Annotated in this window: 19 protein-coding genes and 4 pseudogenes; 4 read left to right on the plus strand and 19 right to left on the minus strand. The window is 39.5% G+C overall.

Translation table 11 applies throughout. From position 1 onward, the window contains the following. Window positions 1-465: 465 nt before the first annotated feature. On the minus strand, window positions 466-1734 hold the full coding sequence (locus AC3ISB_RS15915) for a saccharopine dehydrogenase NADP-binding domain-containing protein (protein ID WP_489273704.1): 1269 nt from the start codon (window positions 1732-1734) through the stop codon (window positions 466-468). Between the two features lie 431 nt (window positions 1735-2165). On the opposite strand from AC3ISB_RS15915, the gene AC3ISB_RS15920 reads away from it, so the two are divergent. Next, entirely contained in the window at window positions 2166-2753 is a 588-nt protein-coding gene (locus AC3ISB_RS15920; protein ID WP_141993730.1) for an SET domain-containing protein, read from the plus strand. A gap of 248 nt (window positions 2754-3001) precedes the next feature. Here AC3ISB_RS15920 and AC3ISB_RS15925 read toward each other — a convergent pair whose 3' ends face one another. From AC3ISB_RS15925 to AC3ISB_RS15980, 12 genes and pseudogenes are all read right to left on the minus strand, one after another. Beyond that, a complete protein-coding gene (locus tag AC3ISB_RS15925; protein WP_141993742.1) occupies window positions 3002-3190 on the minus strand; it encodes an IS3 family transposase in 189 nt (62 codons plus the stop codon). An 87-nt stretch (window positions 3191-3277) separates the two neighbouring features. Further along, on the minus strand, window positions 3278-3460 hold the full coding sequence (locus tag AC3ISB_RS15930; protein WP_034307388.1) for a YolD-like family protein: 183 nt from the start codon (window positions 3458-3460) through the stop codon (window positions 3278-3280). A 579-nt stretch (window positions 3461-4039) separates the two neighbouring features. Next, a pseudogene (locus AC3ISB_RS15935) lies at window positions 4040-4147 on the minus strand (oxidoreductase); the annotation flags it as partial. Between the two features lie 12 nt (window positions 4148-4159). Next, window positions 4160-4399 (minus strand): annotated as a pseudogene (locus tag AC3ISB_RS15940) (EamA family transporter); the annotation flags it as partial. 131 nt (window positions 4400-4530) lie between these two features. Next, window positions 4531-4770: pseudogene (locus AC3ISB_RS15945) on the minus strand (flotillin family protein); the annotation flags it as partial. Between the two features lie 357 nt (window positions 4771-5127). Then, entirely contained in the window at window positions 5128-5310 is a 183-nt protein-coding gene (locus AC3ISB_RS15950; protein WP_218925099.1) for a carboxymuconolactone decarboxylase family protein, read from the minus strand. Between the two features lie 64 nt (window positions 5311-5374). Next, entirely contained in the window at window positions 5375-6124 is a 750-nt protein-coding gene (locus AC3ISB_RS15955) for an ABC transporter permease (protein ID WP_141993731.1), read from the minus strand. Next, the gene (locus AC3ISB_RS15960; RefSeq protein WP_141993732.1) at window positions 6125-6886 is read right to left on the minus strand and encodes an ABC transporter ATP-binding protein; all 762 of its coding nucleotides are present in this window, start codon (window positions 6884-6886) and stop codon (window positions 6125-6127) included. A 200-nt stretch (window positions 6887-7086) separates the two neighbouring features. Beyond that, entirely contained in the window at window positions 7087-7440 is a 354-nt protein-coding gene (locus tag AC3ISB_RS15965; RefSeq protein WP_098369394.1) for a DUF1048 domain-containing protein, read from the minus strand. A gap of 71 nt (window positions 7441-7511) precedes the next feature. Then, window positions 7512-7832: a PadR family transcriptional regulator gene (locus AC3ISB_RS15970; RefSeq protein WP_016131412.1), complete on the minus strand. Its 321-nt coding sequence runs from the start codon at window positions 7830-7832 to the stop codon at window positions 7512-7514. A gap of 926 nt (window positions 7833-8758) precedes the next feature. Beyond that, on the minus strand, window positions 8759-10291 hold the full coding sequence (floT, locus tag AC3ISB_RS15975; RefSeq protein WP_480339435.1) for a flotillin lipid rafts scaffold protein FloT: 1533 nt from the start codon (window positions 10289-10291) through the stop codon (window positions 8759-8761). Window positions 10292-10310: 19 nt separating this feature from the next. After that, window positions 10311-10829: an NfeD family protein gene (locus tag AC3ISB_RS15980; protein WP_489273705.1), complete on the minus strand. Its 519-nt coding sequence runs from the start codon at window positions 10827-10829 to the stop codon at window positions 10311-10313. A 325-nt stretch (window positions 10830-11154) separates the two neighbouring features. On the opposite strand from AC3ISB_RS15980, the gene AC3ISB_RS15985 reads away from it, so the two are divergent. Continuing rightward, entirely contained in the window at window positions 11155-11727 is a 573-nt protein-coding gene (locus AC3ISB_RS15985; RefSeq protein WP_260398126.1) for a biotin transporter BioY, read from the plus strand. 284 nt (window positions 11728-12011) lie between these two features. Here the strand turns inward: AC3ISB_RS15985 and AC3ISB_RS15990 are convergent, their stop codons facing one another. Together AC3ISB_RS15990 and trhA are read right to left on the minus strand one after the other, a co-directional pair. After that, window positions 12012-12497, minus strand: a complete 486-nt coding sequence (locus AC3ISB_RS15990; RefSeq protein WP_489273706.1) for a YusW family protein — start codon at window positions 12495-12497, stop codon at window positions 12012-12014. A gap of 95 nt (window positions 12498-12592) precedes the next feature. After that, window positions 12593-13237: a PAQR family membrane homeostasis protein TrhA gene (gene trhA, locus AC3ISB_RS15995; RefSeq protein WP_489273707.1), complete on the minus strand. Its 645-nt coding sequence runs from the start codon at window positions 13235-13237 to the stop codon at window positions 12593-12595. 158 nt (window positions 13238-13395) lie between these two features. Between trhA and AC3ISB_RS16000 the strand changes: the two genes are divergently transcribed. After that, window positions 13396-13983, plus strand: coding sequence for a DUF2087 domain-containing protein (locus tag AC3ISB_RS16000; RefSeq protein WP_098369389.1), 588 nt, complete (start codon window positions 13396-13398; stop codon window positions 13981-13983). A gap of 62 nt (window positions 13984-14045) precedes the next feature. Here the strand turns inward: AC3ISB_RS16000 and AC3ISB_RS16005 are convergent, their stop codons facing one another. The 4 genes from AC3ISB_RS16005 to AC3ISB_RS16020 form a co-directional block, all read right to left on the minus strand. After that, on the minus strand, window positions 14046-14645 hold the full coding sequence (locus AC3ISB_RS16005) for a cell wall hydrolase (protein ID WP_260398125.1): 600 nt from the start codon (window positions 14643-14645) through the stop codon (window positions 14046-14048). 113 nt (window positions 14646-14758) lie between these two features. Next, entirely contained in the window at window positions 14759-15328 is a 570-nt protein-coding gene (locus tag AC3ISB_RS16010) for a GNAT family N-acetyltransferase (RefSeq protein ID WP_098369388.1), read from the minus strand. 39 nt (window positions 15329-15367) lie between these two features. Then, window positions 15368-15772 carry a secondary thiamine-phosphate synthase enzyme YjbQ gene (locus tag AC3ISB_RS16015; protein ID WP_489273708.1) on the minus strand — a complete coding sequence of 135 codons (405 nt, stop codon included), beginning with the start codon at window positions 15770-15772 and terminating at the stop codon, window positions 15368-15370. Between the two features lie 559 nt (window positions 15773-16331). Next, window positions 16332-16568, minus strand: a complete 237-nt coding sequence (locus AC3ISB_RS16020) for a hypothetical protein (RefSeq protein ID WP_489273709.1) — start codon at window positions 16566-16568, stop codon at window positions 16332-16334. A 125-nt stretch (window positions 16569-16693) separates the two neighbouring features. On the opposite strand from AC3ISB_RS16020, the pseudogene AC3ISB_RS16025 reads away from it, so the two are divergent. Continuing rightward, a pseudogene (locus AC3ISB_RS16025) lies at window positions 16694-16956 on the plus strand (IS1595 family transposase); the annotation flags it as partial. Between the last annotated feature and the right edge of the window lie 116 nt (window positions 16957-17072).

The following is a 17072-nucleotide window of genomic DNA, read 5'->3' on the forward strand; positions in this document are numbered from 1 at the left end:
TAATGTCACACATTATATAAGGTAAAATAAAAGGATAGATAAAGTCAGAACTTTATCAGCTTTATCTATCCTATTTTGTACTACATATGACCTTATTTACTACAACAACAACATTAAGATTTAACTACAATAAAATGAGAATTTCGTTATTCAACAAATGCGCCCTATTACGGAATAACTCATTAAAGAATGCTGCTCCGTGTATTCCTCTTTTCTGACGAATATTGCACCTGTTAGTTAATTACCCTTCATGTGAACGATTTCAATCATGGGCAACATTTATGAATGGCTACTGAAGCTACCCCACCACAAACAATAATAAGTGCTTTTCCCATTCTAATCTCCTAACTAAATAGATTTTGTAAATGAAAGAGGGAAGTCAATAACAAATTAACTAGCAGTGCATCAACTTATTAGGATGCTTTAGAAAACAAATGAATGCAATGTCTCTGCTTATCAATCAGCCTATTCAATCCATTTAAGTCTTTGATGCAATAATCCATCGGAGCCTTTATTTTCTCCTGTGACAAAGTCAGTCATATGGTAGGTTAAATACCCTCCGTACTTGCTTTTGGTGTTGAGCAAAAGCTCATCAACATAATGGATACCTAAAGAAAGGTCATCCAGGATTATGCTGGCCATAGCAGCATAAATGCCACAAGCAACTTGGAAGTACGTGGCGTTTGTTTTGAATTTCGGATATATTTCACTACTTTTCATCACATTATATATATACTTTTCGCTATCCTCGTAAACTAATAGGACACCAACTAGGTCTTCACCTTCAATTTCACCTACATCTGGATCAAGCAATTGTTGATTCCAATCCCAGAGAACGTCTACATTAGCCAAATTATTTCGGATTGATTCCGTTGTATATTCATTAACACGATAAATAAACCCCAATTGCATATCAAATAATTTACCTAATGTAATCACTTCTTCATGTGGCATTAGACAACCATAAAACTCTTTTTGCCCTAACCTTACTTTATACTCCATTGCATAAACTTCTTCATAAAAATATTGTGGCAAATGATGATGGACAAACATAGGGTAGCTTAATATCGCTTCATCCAGGAAGCATTCGACCGACCAAGAAGTATAGAGTGTGTTAGGTTTGATTAACGTTTTGTCTTTAAAAAAGGAATCGTCATGCTCCACAATGTAGCAGGCTAATGGTTTTTGATCCGGATTTTCGTTTATGAGTTTTATGGCCATCCATTGCACTACGCCAGGATTCATCCCCGAGCCAACAATCGCCTTTATATTGGTAAGATTTTTTTTGCTATCTTCAAATCTAATATATCGCTCTGTCAATGGGAAACCATATAGACTTTCGTCCTCATCAACCTCGGTATTCTCGAGGGCAGAATTGACGTAAAAAACATCTAATTCGTTACAGCATTTCATCATCTCAATTGTATCGGCCCATGAAACATCAATGACTACTTTCGTTTTTGTCTTTTTTAAATGTTTCTGAAAGTGACTTAAAACTGCGAGGTCAAGCTGGTAAATTTTTATTTTATCGGCAAGATTAGGGAATAATTGGTCGTAATACTCTTTATCCTTTTGTTTAACATCAATTAGGTGAAGCTGGGAAGTGCTAATGATGGAGTACATAGGGTCATTTTTATCTTGGGCGGATTGATTTAGAATGGCCAATACCGCTTTTGCAACACCTCCACTGCTGCCTAATATAGAAATGGACAATGAACTTGTCCCATTTAACATTTCATCACTCCTTTCGCCAATTAATGCTGCACGTGAAACATGTGCAAGGATTTCTTAAACAATATATGATTCTAATGATCGCTACGTATGTGCTTCTGTCTATGAATAAGAGAGATGTTAGAATTAATAATATGAGATTTAGAAAAAGTGCTTTTTCAACTAAGGTGGCAGTAGTTAAATAGAAAGGGGTTATACCATTGAAGAAACATATTTTGAAGGTGTATTCGGCATTCAAAAGATATCGTTTATGGCAGGATGATTTTTGAATGTAAAAAAGCTCCCGATTGTGGAACAAAAATAAAAGAGCTTTCTCGTTTTCCAGGGGGACATTCCGCTGATTGAACTTGGATAAAATACGCGAACGACCGGTCACTTAAACGAAACTGCTGTATATAGTAATAGTAAGTTTTGAGAAAGGGTGAACAGAATCGATGATACATCCAGATACCGAGATTCGGTTTGTCAATGAAAAGATTGGTGTGGGTGTTTTTGCCACAAAAATGATCCCCAAAGGAACGATCATCTGGGCATTGGATGATTTGGACATCATTCTCGAGGAAGATGAAATTGAATCGCTTGATCTCGTGCGAAGGGAAATCGTCTATAAATATGCCTACCTCAACGATGACGATAACTACGTGCTGTGCTGGGATCATGCCAGATACATGAATCATAGCTTCAGTCCAAATGTGGTATCGACGGTCTATGAGATTGAATTGGCGTCGAGGGATATTCTTCCCGGAGAGCAAATCACATGCGACTATGCTACGCTCGGGTTAGACGAACCTTTTGAGTGTGAACCGGAGGAAGGGACTTCTAGCACCGTAGTGATGCCGGATGATTATCTGTATCGCTACAAGGAATGGGATGAGTTGGCTAGGGAGGCATTCAAACAATTGAATCAAGTAGACCAGCCGTTGCGTCATCTGATTCGACCGGAGTTCGTCGACAGGGTAAACGCGATCGCAGAGGGAAGTGCCGAGCCGGATTCCTTTCTTACGCTCTATGAAGAGGAGTAAAGGCAACTAAACAACCACCAGGACAGACGGTTCTGTTGGTTTGTCTATGTTCATTTAACCAGCTTTTTTTGGCGATCTAGCAAGATGGAACATGAATCATCAGCGTGAGGGTTTAATACCCAGAAAAGACCGCACCTCTGGCCAAGGTAGAGAACTTACCTCTGTCAAGTAGACAGTGCTAAAAAAGACTATGCAGCCACCGTGATTCGGTATTCTACTGGAGCACGGTGGTTTAGTCGTTTTTGGTATCACTTATAATAGTAATGATACATATATGTTTCTATAGCTTGTATTAACTCTTCCTCTGTTTTACAATCAATTTGATACAACATTTCTGTTTTAAAATGTGAAAAGAACGATTCTACACAGGCATTATCGAGGCAGTTTCCTTTATTACTAACTACAGGAATGCTAAACGACCCTTTAGCTTTCCATATATGAAAAAAGAACCTCTAGTAATATACTAAAGATTCGGGATTAATAAATATATTGTAACTTTAATTAGTTAAATGAAAGTAATTAAGTTAGTATATTTCCATAATACGAGATAAACGAATAGAGAAAATCTTTTGATTTTCATCCTTTAAGGAAAGGGTTTGTTCATTGAGGTTAAGTTTATGCAATTGACCCTTACATGTTTTTAATACTCCTTCTTTATAATAAATGATGGTCGTTATGCCCTTTTTTTTCAACGATTTCAAGATCATCTGATTATCTCCTTTCTGTCTATTCAAATATTTATTAAAAATTGTATGATAATTGGTGCAATACTATGAAATCAGTTAAGATATGTATATTATATAACGAAAATCGTAAGCGTTTTCATTGTTGTTGTGAACAATTTGTGAAAGTTTGAACATTAGAATATTTTAGGAAAATCAGAATAGGCTCGGAAATGGTAAAATCCATGATGAAAAAATGAATATTAAGTGAATCGACTTTTAGACTGAAAATTACTTAACGTATTATATCCCCGTTTTGTCGGCAGACTCCCTTATAGATTTTCTAGTCCAGAAAGAATTAAATTTCCCATTTTATCCAAATCATCATTTGGACTATACGGTACTTTCGTTAGCCACTGATTTACCTGATTAAGATTTGTACTTTTATCGTCCGCTACCTGGTATAGAACCCATACCTCAGGACCGGATCGATTGTCCTTGAACCTCTTTTGTTTAGAATATGATCAGAACGGTTGTTGGGCCTAAATAAAATCTATGTAATTACTTTCTGAAGGAGTTGTTTATATGAGTGAGCTTCCCCCACTAACTTCGTAATAGATTACACGCTCTCATAATATTTGTTGCTTCTTTAAGCAAATTTCTAATAAAGTCTCTGCCGCCATCGCTTTCACGAATTGGTCCCATTGGTGCACACATAAGTGTCGTAACACCTAACACAAAAAATATACTTGTCATAATTATTGCTAATCCTAGATAAGTACTTATTTTAGTGTGTTCATTTAAAAATAAGCCCCCCAAAATCATTCCAAATATAGGAACTAATAAAGTAACGCTTACTATCCTGGTTGGACCCACATTTTTTTTAAGATAAAAATAAAGAAGATAAGCAATACCAGTGGAAAAAAAAGCTAAACCTAAAACTGAAAAGGTTACTGTTAAATTTGGTAACCTTCGAATATGAATATTCCATAGAGTTCACAGAAATATGACGAACATATTTATTAATTATATTAGGGCAGACTTTTTTAAACGAAAACGATTCAAAAAAAGGTAAGAGCATACAAGTAGCTCTTACCTCCTTAAAATTTCCCCTGTTACTCTTCCTTGCCTGCTGCCATATTCATGTTCGCTTCGATATTCTCCTGGCTGATGGTGGTAAATGGTAAATTTCGCTTTCCTGAGAAATTCTCAAGCAAGTCTTTGACATCAATTCCCGACGATGCCATTAAATCCGTTGCATACCCAGTCACTTTATTAGCTCCGCCATTCACACCGCTTCCACCTGTATCCACTACAGTGATCTAGTCGATATTACTAAGCGGGCTTGCCACTTGTACGCAAATTAACCCCCGTCCAACTTTTTAAAACTGGTAACAGTGGTAATTGCATAAACCATTTAGGTATTTCGATTATAGTTTTACCTCAAACATGATTTGCTATTAGACTTATCGCAGAGTTGACACAAACTGTGAGGCAAAAAGCCCTCATTCAGAGGCCTTGGAAGGATTCGAAATCCGATTTAAGGGAGAAAAATTCTCTCTTTTCGTGCTACCTTAAAATTTTTTCCTTCAATCGAAAAAATACTATGAATTACATTCCAACTGAAATGTAATCCATAGTTCCTTAAGTTAATCACATTATTTACCAAAGCGATTTTGCCTCGGAATCTACACTTTTACAGTCAATTATATCTATGCACTTTCTTCTTTTAATTTCTCCTCCTGCGAAAGAGCACTACCCGCTGTAAATTCTTCTAAAGCATGCATGGCAAACCTCGCGTTGGGATAAGTGATCGAACCGCCACCAATCACACCAATTTTTAGGGTTTCAATGATTTCATCGATGGTTGCCCCGGCATTTAAACAGCCTTCCATGTGATTGCAAATGCATTCATCTCAGCGGCTGACTATTGATATGGCTAATCACATAATGGTGTACTTACCCTAACTGGCGTTTAAATTGTTTACTGGCGAAGAAGTAAGCGATGACCATGATGCCGACGCACCAGGCAAGCGCGATCCAGATATCTTTGCCAACAGACCCTTCATACAAGAGGGCACGAATCGCATTCACGATTGAAGTCACGGGCTGGTTCTCAGCGAACGCACGGACAATTTTAGGCATGGTTTCGGTGGGGACAAAGGCCGAACTGATAAACGGCAGGAAAATCAGCGGGTATGAGTAGGCTGTCGCCCCTTCCATAGACCCCGCTGTCAATCCGGGAATGACAGCCAGCCATGTCAGCGCCAGCGTAAACAGCCCGAGTATCCCAGCTACCGCGAGCCAATCCAGGATATCAGCGTTGGAACGGAAGCCCATCAAGAGCGCGACGAGGATAACCACCACGACAGTAAGCGCATTGGAAACAAGCGAGGTCAACACGTGAGCCCACAATACCGACGAGCGCTTGATGGGCATGGTAATGAAACGCGCCATCAGCCCGCTCTTTACATCCGTAAACAGCCGCACGGAAGTGTAAGCGACACCGGATGCGATAGCCATCAGCAAGATTCCCGGCAATAAATAATTGACGTAGTTGTCCGTGCCTGTCTCTATGGCGCCGCCAAATACGTAGACAAACAGCAGCAGCATCATAATCGGCGTAATCGCCACCGTGATAATTGTATCCGGGCTGCGCATGATGTTGCGCATTAAACGCCCTAGTAGTACCCCTGTTTTGCTTTTCATTTACATCTCCTCCTTTTTGCCGATGATTGCGAGGAAAATTTCCTCCAATGTCGGCTGCTTCTCGATGTACTCCACTTTCGCTGGCGGGAACATCTCCTTAAGTTCGGTAAGGGTACCGGTCGATATGATTTTTCCGCCATTCAGGATGGCGATACGGTCCGCCAGTTGTTCGGCTTCCTCCAGGTACTGGGTCGTAAGCAAGATGGTTGTGCCGCCGCCGGCAAGCTCCTTGACGGTATTCCAGACTTCAATCCGCGCTTCGGGGTCAAGCCCTGTCGTCGGTTCGTCGAGAAAAATGACTGCTGGCGTCCCGATCAGGCTCATGGCGATGTCAAGCCGGCGCTTCATCCCGCCGGAATATTTGTCCGCCCGGCGGTTGGCCGCATCGGTCAGGCTGAATCTTGCAAGCAGATTGTCAGCGACTTGAGCGGGATTGGAAACTCCCCGCAACTTGGCGATCATCATCAGGTTTTCCCGCCCGGTGAGCATGCCGTCTAAAGCTGCGAACTGCCCTGTCAGGCTGATGCTCTGGCGAACATGATCCGGTTGACGCTGGACGTCAAAGCCGCAAATACCTACTTCGCCGCCATCGGCCTTCATCAGTGTCGAGAGGATGTTGACCGTCGTCGTCTTGCCCGCTCCATTTGAGCCCAGCAGTGCGAAAATTTCGCCACGCCGCACCTCAAAATCCACCCCCTTTAAGACCTCCTTGTCTTTAAAGGATTTTTTTAACCCTTTTACAGAAATCGCTGCATTGCTCATACTTTTTTCCTCCTTATAAATAGCGCAGCAAGGCCGCTTGCGAGATCCATAATTATCCGGTCGAGCGCCTTGCGGAGCTAGATTGCCTATACTCTTCTATTTAGTCTGACTGATAATCAGTATTACTTATTACCGAGGTGAAAATATAACTGAATAGCGAAGGTGGCAATTCACATTTGTAACCAGCTATTCAGTCAGTATTATCTATTGAATTTATTTTTTCCCAATCGCTTCATGATACTTTGATTCAAATCTTCACGATACTTGGCGACATAGGTTTTAGCGTTTGCCACTAGTTCGTCGGCAAAGGACGCCACGTCGTCCCCAGTGATTTCCAGCACTTGTCTGCCTTCCGCCGCACCGGCTTCGAACAACTCGATTAATTCATACTGCATATGCAGCATATCCATCCCGTTGCCTGCTGAGAAATTCCACATGTAGTTTTGAATTTTCTTAAATACAAACTGGTAGTCCTCTGGCAGGGCTTCAACCCGTGCCATCATCATTTTATACTCTTTTTTATCACCAATCATTTTTTTGAACAATTCCATCATGTTATTTTTCCTCCTTTTTTATAAAGCTGAACAAGTCACTCCAAAAATATCGTACGGAATATCTTATGAAGCTAGATTGACTTTAAGACGTTGATTTTCGACGATACAAAATCCCATTTTTTCCAAAATAATTCAAGTTCCTGGCGGCCAGCCTCATTAAGTGAGTAAAACTTGCGGGGCGGACCCATATCTGACGGTTTCTTCTCTATGTTCACCAGTTTTTTCTTTTCTAATCGCACGAGGATGGTGTAGACCGTCCCTTCTACGACTTCAGTAAACCCAAGCTCGTTCAGGCGTCGGGTAATCTCGTAGCCATATGTTTCATGGCGGCTGATGATTTCCAGCACGCAGCCTTCCAGTGAACCCTTCAGCATTTCAGTTAAATTTTCCATGTTCAGAGCCTCCTCTATTTTGTGACTTATATACTTAGTATTGAGGGAAATTTTTACTGAATAGCTATTGGGAAATCACGCTATTTAGTATTACTTATTACTTCTAAACTGTAACACCGAGTAGCAGAAGTGTCAACTTTTTCTTAAAAATATTTTTGCAACTTCACTATTCAGTGCTGTTGGTATCCAGTGTTACTTACTACAGGGTATGCTGTAACACGTAGTATGGTGACTGTCAACTTGATTTTTTATTTTTTTAAAAACCAGCTATCCCCATTGGATACAGATGATTTCTTTTATGGAGCCTTTACTTCCTCCTATGCTTCTTTCACAATGATCACACCGCGGATCATTCCCATCCAGCAGCTGCACATGTAGGTTCCCGGTTTCTCTGGTGTGAAAACGATGAGGTTTTCTCCTACTTCCAGAGACCAATTCCTTCCGAAGAAATGTTAAAGAGTATTCCCGAAATGAAAGAAGAACTTCATAGACCCATGCTCTTAATAATCTTGGCAGAAAAGTAAATGTTTATTATGGTTTCTGCAAGATGTGGGGACGTTTTTCTTTTTGGGTTCACGGGAGCTTTAGTAAAATAACTGAGGATTATTAATGTAACTCCTTCGCGTTCTTCACTTTTCCACTAACTATAGGAGCTTCATAAGAAGCCCTATCATAATTTTAAATTCTTATGGCTTCGATGATAGAAATCCACTTTTTTTGACGACTTTTCCTTTTATTTTAATTGCTTTCATTATTCCCACCAAAAACAAAAGATGATAAATTACTTGAAAACCGAGTATGACGAACATATTTGTTAAGTATTAAAGGCCAGCTAAACTGATCCAGCCTTTTTTAAACGAGCACTATTCAAAAAAAAGGTAAGAGCATATAAGTGCTCTTACCTTTCTTCATTTTATTTTTCTCTGTTACTCTTCCTTGCCTGCTGCCATATTCATGTTCGCTTCGATATTCTCCTGGCTAATGGTGGAAAATGGTAAATTTCTCTTTCCTGAGAAATTCTCAAGCAAATCTTTGACATCAATTCCCGAAGATGCCTTTAATGACTCCTGCAATGTTGCCATTAAATCCGTTGCATACCCGGTCACTTTATTAGCCCCGCCATTCGAACCGCTTCCACCCGTGTCCACTACAGTGATCTTATCGATATTACTAAGCGGGCTTGCCACTTGTTTTGCATACTCCGGCAGCATTTTCAAAATCATGTCCATTACAGCCGCTTGCCCAAACTGTTCAAAGGCTTCAGCAATCTTCTGCTTGGCTTCGGCCTCGGCTACCCCTTTTAACCGGATGATTTCCGCTTCTGTCGTACCTTGTGCCCTTTGTGCGTCCGCTTTAGCAAGACCGTCCATACGAACACGTTCCGCTTCCGCTTTCGCCATGGCTTCAATTTTATACTTATCGGCATCCGCTTCTGTAATCTGTTTCATCTTGTTAGCGGAGGCTGCCTGCTCTACCGCATAACGGTCGGCATCCGCCTTTTTCTTCACTTCTGAATCATATTGCTTTTCACGGCGAAGGATTTCTTTTTCCTCCAGCTCAATTTGCTTCTGACGTTCAATGATCCTGATTTGCATTTCCTGTTCTGTTACATCCTGTTTAGATCTAGCCGTTTCAAGATCGTAAGCTTGGTCAGCTCGTGCTTTGGCAATATCCTGCTCGCGACGGAATTCCGCAACCTTTAGCTTATTGATTTTTTCGGCTTCCGCAATTTCTGTTGCCCTTTCAAGTTCAGCTCGCTGTGCTTCCTTCGATGCTTCTGCGCGCTTGATTCGCGTTTCTTTCTCTGCTTCTGCGGTAGCTATATCGGCATCCCTCTTTACTTGTGCGATTCTTGGCTTACCAAGGGATTCAAGATATCCATTTTTGTCCCGAACATCTTTAATGGTGAACGATACGATGATGAGTCCCATTTTAGCTAAATCCTGCGAGGCTACCCTCTGTACTTCCTGGGAAAACTTTTCGCGGTTTTTATAAATTTCCTCGACTGTCATCGACCCAAGGATGGAACGAAGATGTCCCTCTAAGACTTCCCGTGCTTCCTGTTCACGGTCATCTTTGGATTTACCAAGGAATTGCTCCGCTGCTGTGGCAATATCGGTGATTGAACCGCCAATCTTGATTATCGATACACCATCAGCCATGACTGGAACTCCCTGTTCTGTATATACTTCAGGAGTTGAGACCTCAAGTTTGCTTGACAACAAGCTTAGTGGTTCCGCTTGCTGGAACACCGGGAGAACGAAAGCGCCACCTCCGCGGACGATTTTTATTTTATTTCCTGATTCGTCGATGTGAACATTTTTGCTTCCTAAGTAGCTTCCAGTCACGATCAATGCTTCATCAGGACCAGCCGTGCGGTATTTCGTAATAAAGACAGCAATAAGTGCGATAAGTAAAAATGCTACAATGGCGACGACAATCCAAATCAAATTAAACATAAACTACCTCCTACCTTTTTTAATCCTGGTGGGGCATAACATAGACAACCCCGTTTTTAACTTCGATGATCAAGACCTTTGAATCCGAAACAATTCCTTCATTCTTATAACTGGCCGCAGTTTTCGCGATGCTTCCACTGATGCTTTCAATAAGGACTTCCCCAAACCCGTCAACCGGGATTGATGTCAGAACCCTGCCGACCCTCCCTCTCAGATCATTATCATGAAATGTCAAACTTTCTTCCGCTGATGAGATGGGAAGCAAAACAAATACATTCAGTAAAGTGACGATGGTAAATGAAATGATCAGGGAAATGCCGGCACTCAATCCAGCATGAAGTCCTGAAAGAGATTCAAGTAAAAACCCACTCGCAAAAAACACGGTCAAAAAGCTAAAAATGAGTGTAGGATTAAATATATCCGGTAATTCAAGGCCGGAAAATATATCATTAATCAAGATAAATAAGAAAGTTAGCCCCCCGAATATAATTAATCCATATAAATAGACTGTTTCTAATGGAACCCCAAATAAAGCCATCTCTTTCATCCTTTAAATTCGATTTTTTCCAAGCCGCATACTATTTTAAGGACCTGGGATAAGCGTTTTACCAACATTGATAGTCTATTGTTATAATCCCCTCCATTTTCTTCGCTTACCATTCATACGAATGATGCATTAAAAAGTTTCATTTATTTTCCAAGTTTTGAATTTCATCCTTGTGTGTTCACTTACAAACAATGTAGTCTAATAAATCATTAATGAATTAAAATCCATAATATCATTGACAGTGTTTAGTTAACATATTAAAATTCTTTATATGTTAACTCGTCATATAAATAGGTTTACATTAGGGGGAAGCACAATGAAGGAGCGTCATGAGAAGTTAAGAATGATGATGGTTACAGCTTTATTTGCAGCACTTATAGGAATACTTGCCCAAATTACAATTCCACTGCCCTTAGTACCGATTACAGGACAGACTCTAGCCGTCGGACTGGCAGCAACGATACTCGGTTCACGTTATGGAACTTCTTCCGTTTTATTATACTTGTTCATAGGAGCAGCGGGAGTGCCGGTATTCGCTGAAATGTCTGGAGGATTAGCTAAGATATTCGGTCCGACAGGCGGTTATTTATTATCCTATATTCCGACAGTATATATAACGGGGCTGATATTGGAAAAAACCCGTTTCTCAGTTGCAATGGCTTTCCTTGCCAATACAATCGGGATGATAATTACTTTAGTCATCGGTACGGTTTGGTTAAAATATATGAGTTCATTATCTTGGCCAGTGGCATTTGCCAGCGGTTTTGCTCCATTTATAATCGTAGGTGTTTTAAAGGCATTCCTTGCATCATGGCTTGGCATTACAATCCGTTCAAGGTTAGCCTCGGCTAATATGCTGCCAAAAAAAAATGCACCACTTTCCCAATGATGGGTAAATGAAAGAGAGGGTACCGCTTGTGGTACCCTCTCTTTCATTTATATTCAACTTCCCGAAAACTTGCACAAAAAAAAGACTCTTAAAAAAGAATCTTTTTTACAAGTAATTATTGCGGTCCTATCCCCATAAGTCCGAATATAAATAGCAAATGTATATTATCCCCTTTGCTAACCGTACTCATTTTACTATAGTAACAGTAATTTGACAACTATAGAGGACACACATGAACATGCTTCCATTTAATTACTTAAGGATGAATATAGTAACGACTTTAGTTACTTATTATTCACTTTATATTCTTTTTTCGTACCATCTTCGAAAACAACCTCTAAATCAAAATCTTGATAGTCATCCTTCAAATTAAAAGCTTTTGTCACTTCTTGAATGACTTCCTCATCTGATGAATCTTTGGTGAATGTCAATTTTTCTAGAATCGGGGTCAATTCTTTCATTGCTTCATCACCGTGAACTTCATGTTTGTTAAGTTTGTCCTCGATCGAAGCTTCTGTTTGAGCTCCCATGGTATCATATTCAGCTTCGTATTCGTTATCATTGCCTGTATAATCCGCTTCCAATTGAAAATCCTTATAAGTAAAAGGCATTTTTTCATTATTATCCGTTCCTGTTTCAGGATTATTTTCAGCTTGATTTTCATTTTCCTGAACCGGCGGGTTTTTCACTTCATCGTTTTCTTCGCCGCATCCAGCCAAAACAAGCATAGCGGCAAACGGAACTGATAATATTTTGATTGATCTTCTCATGAGTTTTCCCTCCTATAGTCTGTATACCTTATCTATTTCCTAATAGAGGTCAAATAAAACTCAAGATTTCCTCATACATCAAATCGACCAAGTGATCATAGTGGAAGGATATAAAACAATACCGCAAAAAAGTGTGTGACAGATCCCCCAAGCACGAATACATGCCAAACCGCGTGATGAAAAGGAAAACCGCGCCAAACATAAAATATGGCTCCAAACGTATAAAGCAATCCACCTGCAATCAGTAACTGGATACCAGCTGTTGGCATCGTTGCTGTAAGTGGTCCCCAAACGATAACGATCATCCACCCCATTGCAATATAGAGAATCGTCGAAAGGAAGAGGAATTTTTTCACATAGAAAGCTTTGAAGACGATCCCAACTATGGCAACTCCCCAAATTATACCCAGCAGTGTCCAGCCTAGTGACCCTTGGATCACAAGAAGCATGATTGGCGTGTATGTTCCTGCAATGAATATATATATGGCTGAATGATCAAAGATTTCAAATATATCCTTTGTTTTGCCCTCTGGAAAACTATGCACTAAAGTGGAAGAGACGTATAAAAGTAGCATGGAAACACCATAAATGACTGAAATGACTATATGCCAAGGCGATCCTGTTTGGGCTGAGAATATGATTAAAAACACAAGTGCTGCAATACTTAACAAAACGCCGACACCGTGGGTTATCGCATTGACCACTTCTTCTTTTTTTGTATAAACATGTGTATTAGCCATGTTACAGCTCCTTAATTCCGCATTAATTTTTTAGTATTCAACTAAAGTATACATTAGATCTTCCAAGCAATATAGAAAAGTGAATATTAACTTGATTATCACCCCTTAATTAGATTATCATCTAATTAGATGATAATCTAATTAAAGGAGGGATTAAAGTGCAACTAGAAAAATTGGTCGCTTTCCATAAAACGATTGGTGATGTAACAAGGATTAGAATTATATCCATCCTGGCAAATGGTCCAAAACACGGACAGGCACTTGCCGGAATATTAAAATTGACGGCCCCGACAATCTCACACCATTTAACTAAATTGAAGGACATTAATTTAGTGAAGGATCGAAGGGAAAAAAATACGGTATATTATTTTTTGAATGAAGATGTCCTGAAGCATTATTCATCAGCATTACCTAAAATGGTTTCAACTAAGGGGGATTCCAATAAAATGGATAATCAAAAGCTGAATTTAGAACACAAAAAGATCCTTGAAAACTTTTTGATGCCAGATGGTCGACTAAAAACCATACCTGCACAGAGAAAAAAGAAAATGATCGTTCTTCATCATATAGCCAGCCTTTTGGAAAAGGGACGGAAATATCCAGAAAAAGAATTGAATGAATTCATCCAGTCTTTTCATGATGATTATGCAACAATAAGACGTGAACTCATTATCGGGAGTATCATGTACCGTGAAAACAGCATTTATGAATTGAATCCCCGCGAGATGTGGGCTGATATCGTTTAACGGAAGGTTTCAAAAATAAAAAACCGGCCTCCCCTTTGGAAAGCCGGTTCTTGTGATATAGTTTATATGGCAAAATGGTGGCCGCCGATAATTTTTATTACATCTAATTGTTTCATCCATTCACTGTCCGAAATACTAGGATTCCAAAAATACAAGGCATCATTTGTATACCCATGAATCGCCAATGCTTCATTGACAGCTTTCTTGGCATCATCTCCTGCTGGTTTATTTATACTGCCATCACCAACAGGCGAGAATTGGTTTTTTTGATAAATCACTTCCCGTACCGTATCAGGAAATTCATCGCTATCAAGACGATTCAAAACAACTCCTGCCACCTCAACCTTACCTCTGTATGGCTCCCCTTTAGCTTCTGCATGCACAAGCCTTGCTAATAATTCTTTATCTTTTTCATTCATTACATGTGGAATAATTAATGTTTTACCGGGCTCGGCAACATTATTTACATTATTATTGACTTCTTTCAACTTTCCGATTGGAACACCGTACTGCTTCGCAATATCCCATATCGATTCACCTTGTTTAATGACATGTTTGGTTGCTCCATCCGAAGCTTTACTGGTCGTTCCCTTAGGAAAAGCTATCCCAAGTATGATGACACTTAGAGTCATTATCACGGTTAATAATACTGATAATTTCATCCTGTAACCTCCTCGTTAAGCATCTTCCAAGGATAACAGACCATATGGGAGAAAACAGTGCTAAATTTTTTCCAAGGAAATGAAGGAAAAATTTTCAAGGGGGTCTATTAACTTCAGAATTTTAATGATTCCCATTCTTCCCGTAGCATTCCCATTCTGATTGAATCATAATAATAACCATCATGATAACGGCATTTTCTCATTCTTCCCTCTACTTGCATACCTACCTTTTCTCCAACTGCGATCATGCGTTCATTACCTGACCATGTCGTCAGACCCACCCGCTCAATCTCCATTTTTTCGAATAAATAGCCTATGAATAACATTAACGATTCTGTTCCATAACCGCCATTCCAATACTTGGGCTCAAATATCGTAATTCCGATTTCAAGCCAACGGGAAGGTTCATGTTCCCAGTAATATACAACAGACCCTATTATTTGATCATTTTTTTCCAGTAATAGCTCAGAGTAAGCCCCCATTTTTTCATCATAGGTTCTATGCTTCGCTTCTTTATCGATATACGTTTGGAAATCAATGAGTTCAAGTGGATGATAAGGTGCATCCCACTTTTTCCATTCTGGATCGGCTTCTCCATATTTCAGGCTCCATAAACGTTTTAAATCGGCTTGTTTAACATTCCTCAATATTACTTTACTTCCTTCAATCCAAACATCGTCCAATCCGCTTCCTCCCACTTCAACCTTGCCGTACTTTCCAATTTACCTGTCGACACATAATTTAATAAAATATTGCCTATCTCTGGGACCATCGAATTCACAAAAATATACACCTTGCCAAGTGCCAAGGATCAAGCTCCCTTTATGGATGATCACCTGCTGTGAAGAACCAACCGTACTTGATTTCAAATGGGCTGCCGTGTTTCCTTCCATATGTAAATCCAATGTATGATTCCATGGGTATTGCTCATCCAGTCTTCTTAGCATATCCTTTTTAACATCGGGATCGGCATTTTCATTAATCGTGATCCCTGCTGTCGTATGTGGACAATATATAAGAGCTATCCCCTCTTGAATCCCCTTTTCCTTGATGAATGCCTGTAATTCTGTCGTAACATCAATCATATCATCCCTTTTCGTAGTTTTTAAGGTATTTTTCTTCAGCATGTACGTTCACTCCTTTTGTTCGATTTTATATTCCATTACCCATAAACATAAAAATTCATGCTTTAATAAACCAGTCGATATTAAGATTAGCAAACCTTATTATAATTATTTTGTTTTAATATTGGATCTATATGGAATGAGGGGGGGTATTGTCAACATTTCCAATTAGCCACTCCTGCATATAAAGTGGACCGATTGAGGACTGCGCGAAAAATCCCATCCAGCTCTGATAGTTGAAAATCAGATAGGCTATAGGCTTCTAGCCACATTTAATAATTAATCATATATCTTTTAAAGTGATGCGAGGTTTCCTGAAGCGAACCGCATTTTTGTATCACCCTTTCGGCAACCGGACTGAAGTTTTGGATTGGATACTAGAAAAGCGCATGCGCTGTAATTAGATGCGCTTTCATACTAAAGACAAACTCGATGAAAATCGAGTTTGTCTTTAGTTTTTTTATTTTAGGCAATGTTAATTTTCATTGTTGAATTACGATTGAAATAACAGCTAATCGAATAAAATGAATTTTATCCTCTTGTGTAAGTTGACCATATATCATTAGTTCTCACCCAACTCTAACTCCTTTATGGTCATGCCATCCGTGGTTAATCGGAATAGACCGAACATCACTGGATTAGCTTGCACCAATCCTTCACGCACTAAATCTCTAAGAGTCTGATTTACACAGGATAGGTTTCCCCATTCTTTCGGAAGACGGCCAGCAATTTGAATCGATGTCTGCCAATCAGTGGTTAATGATAGCAAAAAGTTTCGTTGTTTTGGGGTCAAGTCCATACTTACTTCCTCCCTGTTTTTAGGTCACATTTCTATTGTACGTTCTTAATGACTGATAAGTTTCGTTAACGGTAATAAACAGCTATCTACAATGATTTTTCTTATAGATATATTATCACTTCAATATTGTGAAACCCCAATTAGCCAAAGCTCGATCGGCACTAAATTGATATCGGACAATCCGCTCTGCCAAGATGCTTAAATGACTTTTTCTTCGTATGGAATAAGCAAAGGATTGGAACCTTGTCGCTTTAAATCAGATGGTACAGAAGGTGTTAAAGGACTCTACCACACCCAGAATGTGAATAATTATCACAGTGGTTTAAAAGGCTGGGTGCAATGATTCAATGGTGTAGCAAAAAAACTCGACAATTATTTGAGTTGGTTTTAATTTTTAGATATAGTGAAACATCTATCAAAAGGAAACAGGTGCCATCAAGAAAGAAAACAAGGAGATTAAAGAAAGGCAACTGATCCTGAGAGTAGCTACTATGTGCAAGAGAA

Source organism: Peribacillus sp. GL_122, from assembly GCF_057835005.1.

Excerpts from the sequence above, each read along its gene's own strand:
- AC3ISB_RS15915 (WP_489273704.1), bottom strand. The coding sequence starts at position 1,734 with ATGTTAAATGGGACAAGTTCATTGTCCATTTCTATATTAGGCAGCAGT.
- AC3ISB_RS15920 (WP_141993730.1), top strand. The coding sequence starts at position 2,166 with ATGATACATCCAGATACCGAGATTCGGTTTGTCAATGAAAAGATTGGT.
- AC3ISB_RS15930 (WP_034307388.1), bottom strand. The coding sequence starts at position 3,460 with ATGATCTTGAAATCGTTGAAAAAAAAGGGCATAACGACCATCATTTAT.
- AC3ISB_RS15950 (WP_218925099.1), bottom strand. The coding sequence starts at position 5,310 with ATGGAAGGCTGTTTAAATGCCGGGGCAACCATCGATGAAATCATTGAA.
- AC3ISB_RS15955 (WP_141993731.1), bottom strand. The coding sequence starts at position 6,124 with ATGAAAAGCAAAACAGGGGTACTACTAGGGCGTTTAATGCGCAACATC.
- AC3ISB_RS15960 (WP_141993732.1), bottom strand. The coding sequence starts at position 6,886 with ATGAGCAATGCAGCGATTTCTGTAAAAGGGTTAAAAAAATCCTTTAAA.
- AC3ISB_RS15965 (WP_098369394.1), bottom strand. The coding sequence starts at position 7,440 with ATGATGGAATTGTTCAAAAAAATGATTGGTGATAAAAAAGAGTATAAA.
- AC3ISB_RS15970 (WP_016131412.1), bottom strand. The coding sequence starts at position 7,832 with ATGGAAAATTTAACTGAAATGCTGAAGGGTTCACTGGAAGGCTGCGTG.
- floT (WP_480339435.1), bottom strand. The coding sequence starts at position 10,291 with ATGTTTAATTTGATTTGGATTGTCGTCGCCATTGTAGCATTTTTACTT.
- AC3ISB_RS15980 (WP_489273705.1), bottom strand. The coding sequence starts at position 10,829 with ATGGCTTTATTTGGGGTTCCATTAGAAACAGTCTATTTATATGGATTA.
- AC3ISB_RS15985 (WP_260398126.1), top strand. The coding sequence starts at position 11,155 with ATGAAGGAGCGTCATGAGAAGTTAAGAATGATGATGGTTACAGCTTTA.
- AC3ISB_RS15990 (WP_489273706.1), bottom strand. The coding sequence starts at position 12,497 with ATGAGAAGATCAATCAAAATATTATCAGTTCCGTTTGCCGCTATGCTT.
- trhA (WP_489273707.1), bottom strand. The coding sequence starts at position 13,237 with ATGGCTAATACACATGTTTATACAAAAAAAGAAGAAGTGGTCAATGCG.
- AC3ISB_RS16005 (WP_260398125.1), bottom strand. The coding sequence starts at position 14,645 with ATGAAATTATCAGTATTATTAACCGTGATAATGACTCTAAGTGTCATC.
- AC3ISB_RS16015 (WP_489273708.1), bottom strand. The coding sequence starts at position 15,772 with ATGCTGAAGAAAAATACCTTAAAAACTACGAAAAGGGATGATATGATT.
- AC3ISB_RS16020 (WP_489273709.1), bottom strand. The coding sequence starts at position 16,568 with ATGGACTTGACCCCAAAACAACGAAACTTTTTGCTATCATTAACCACT.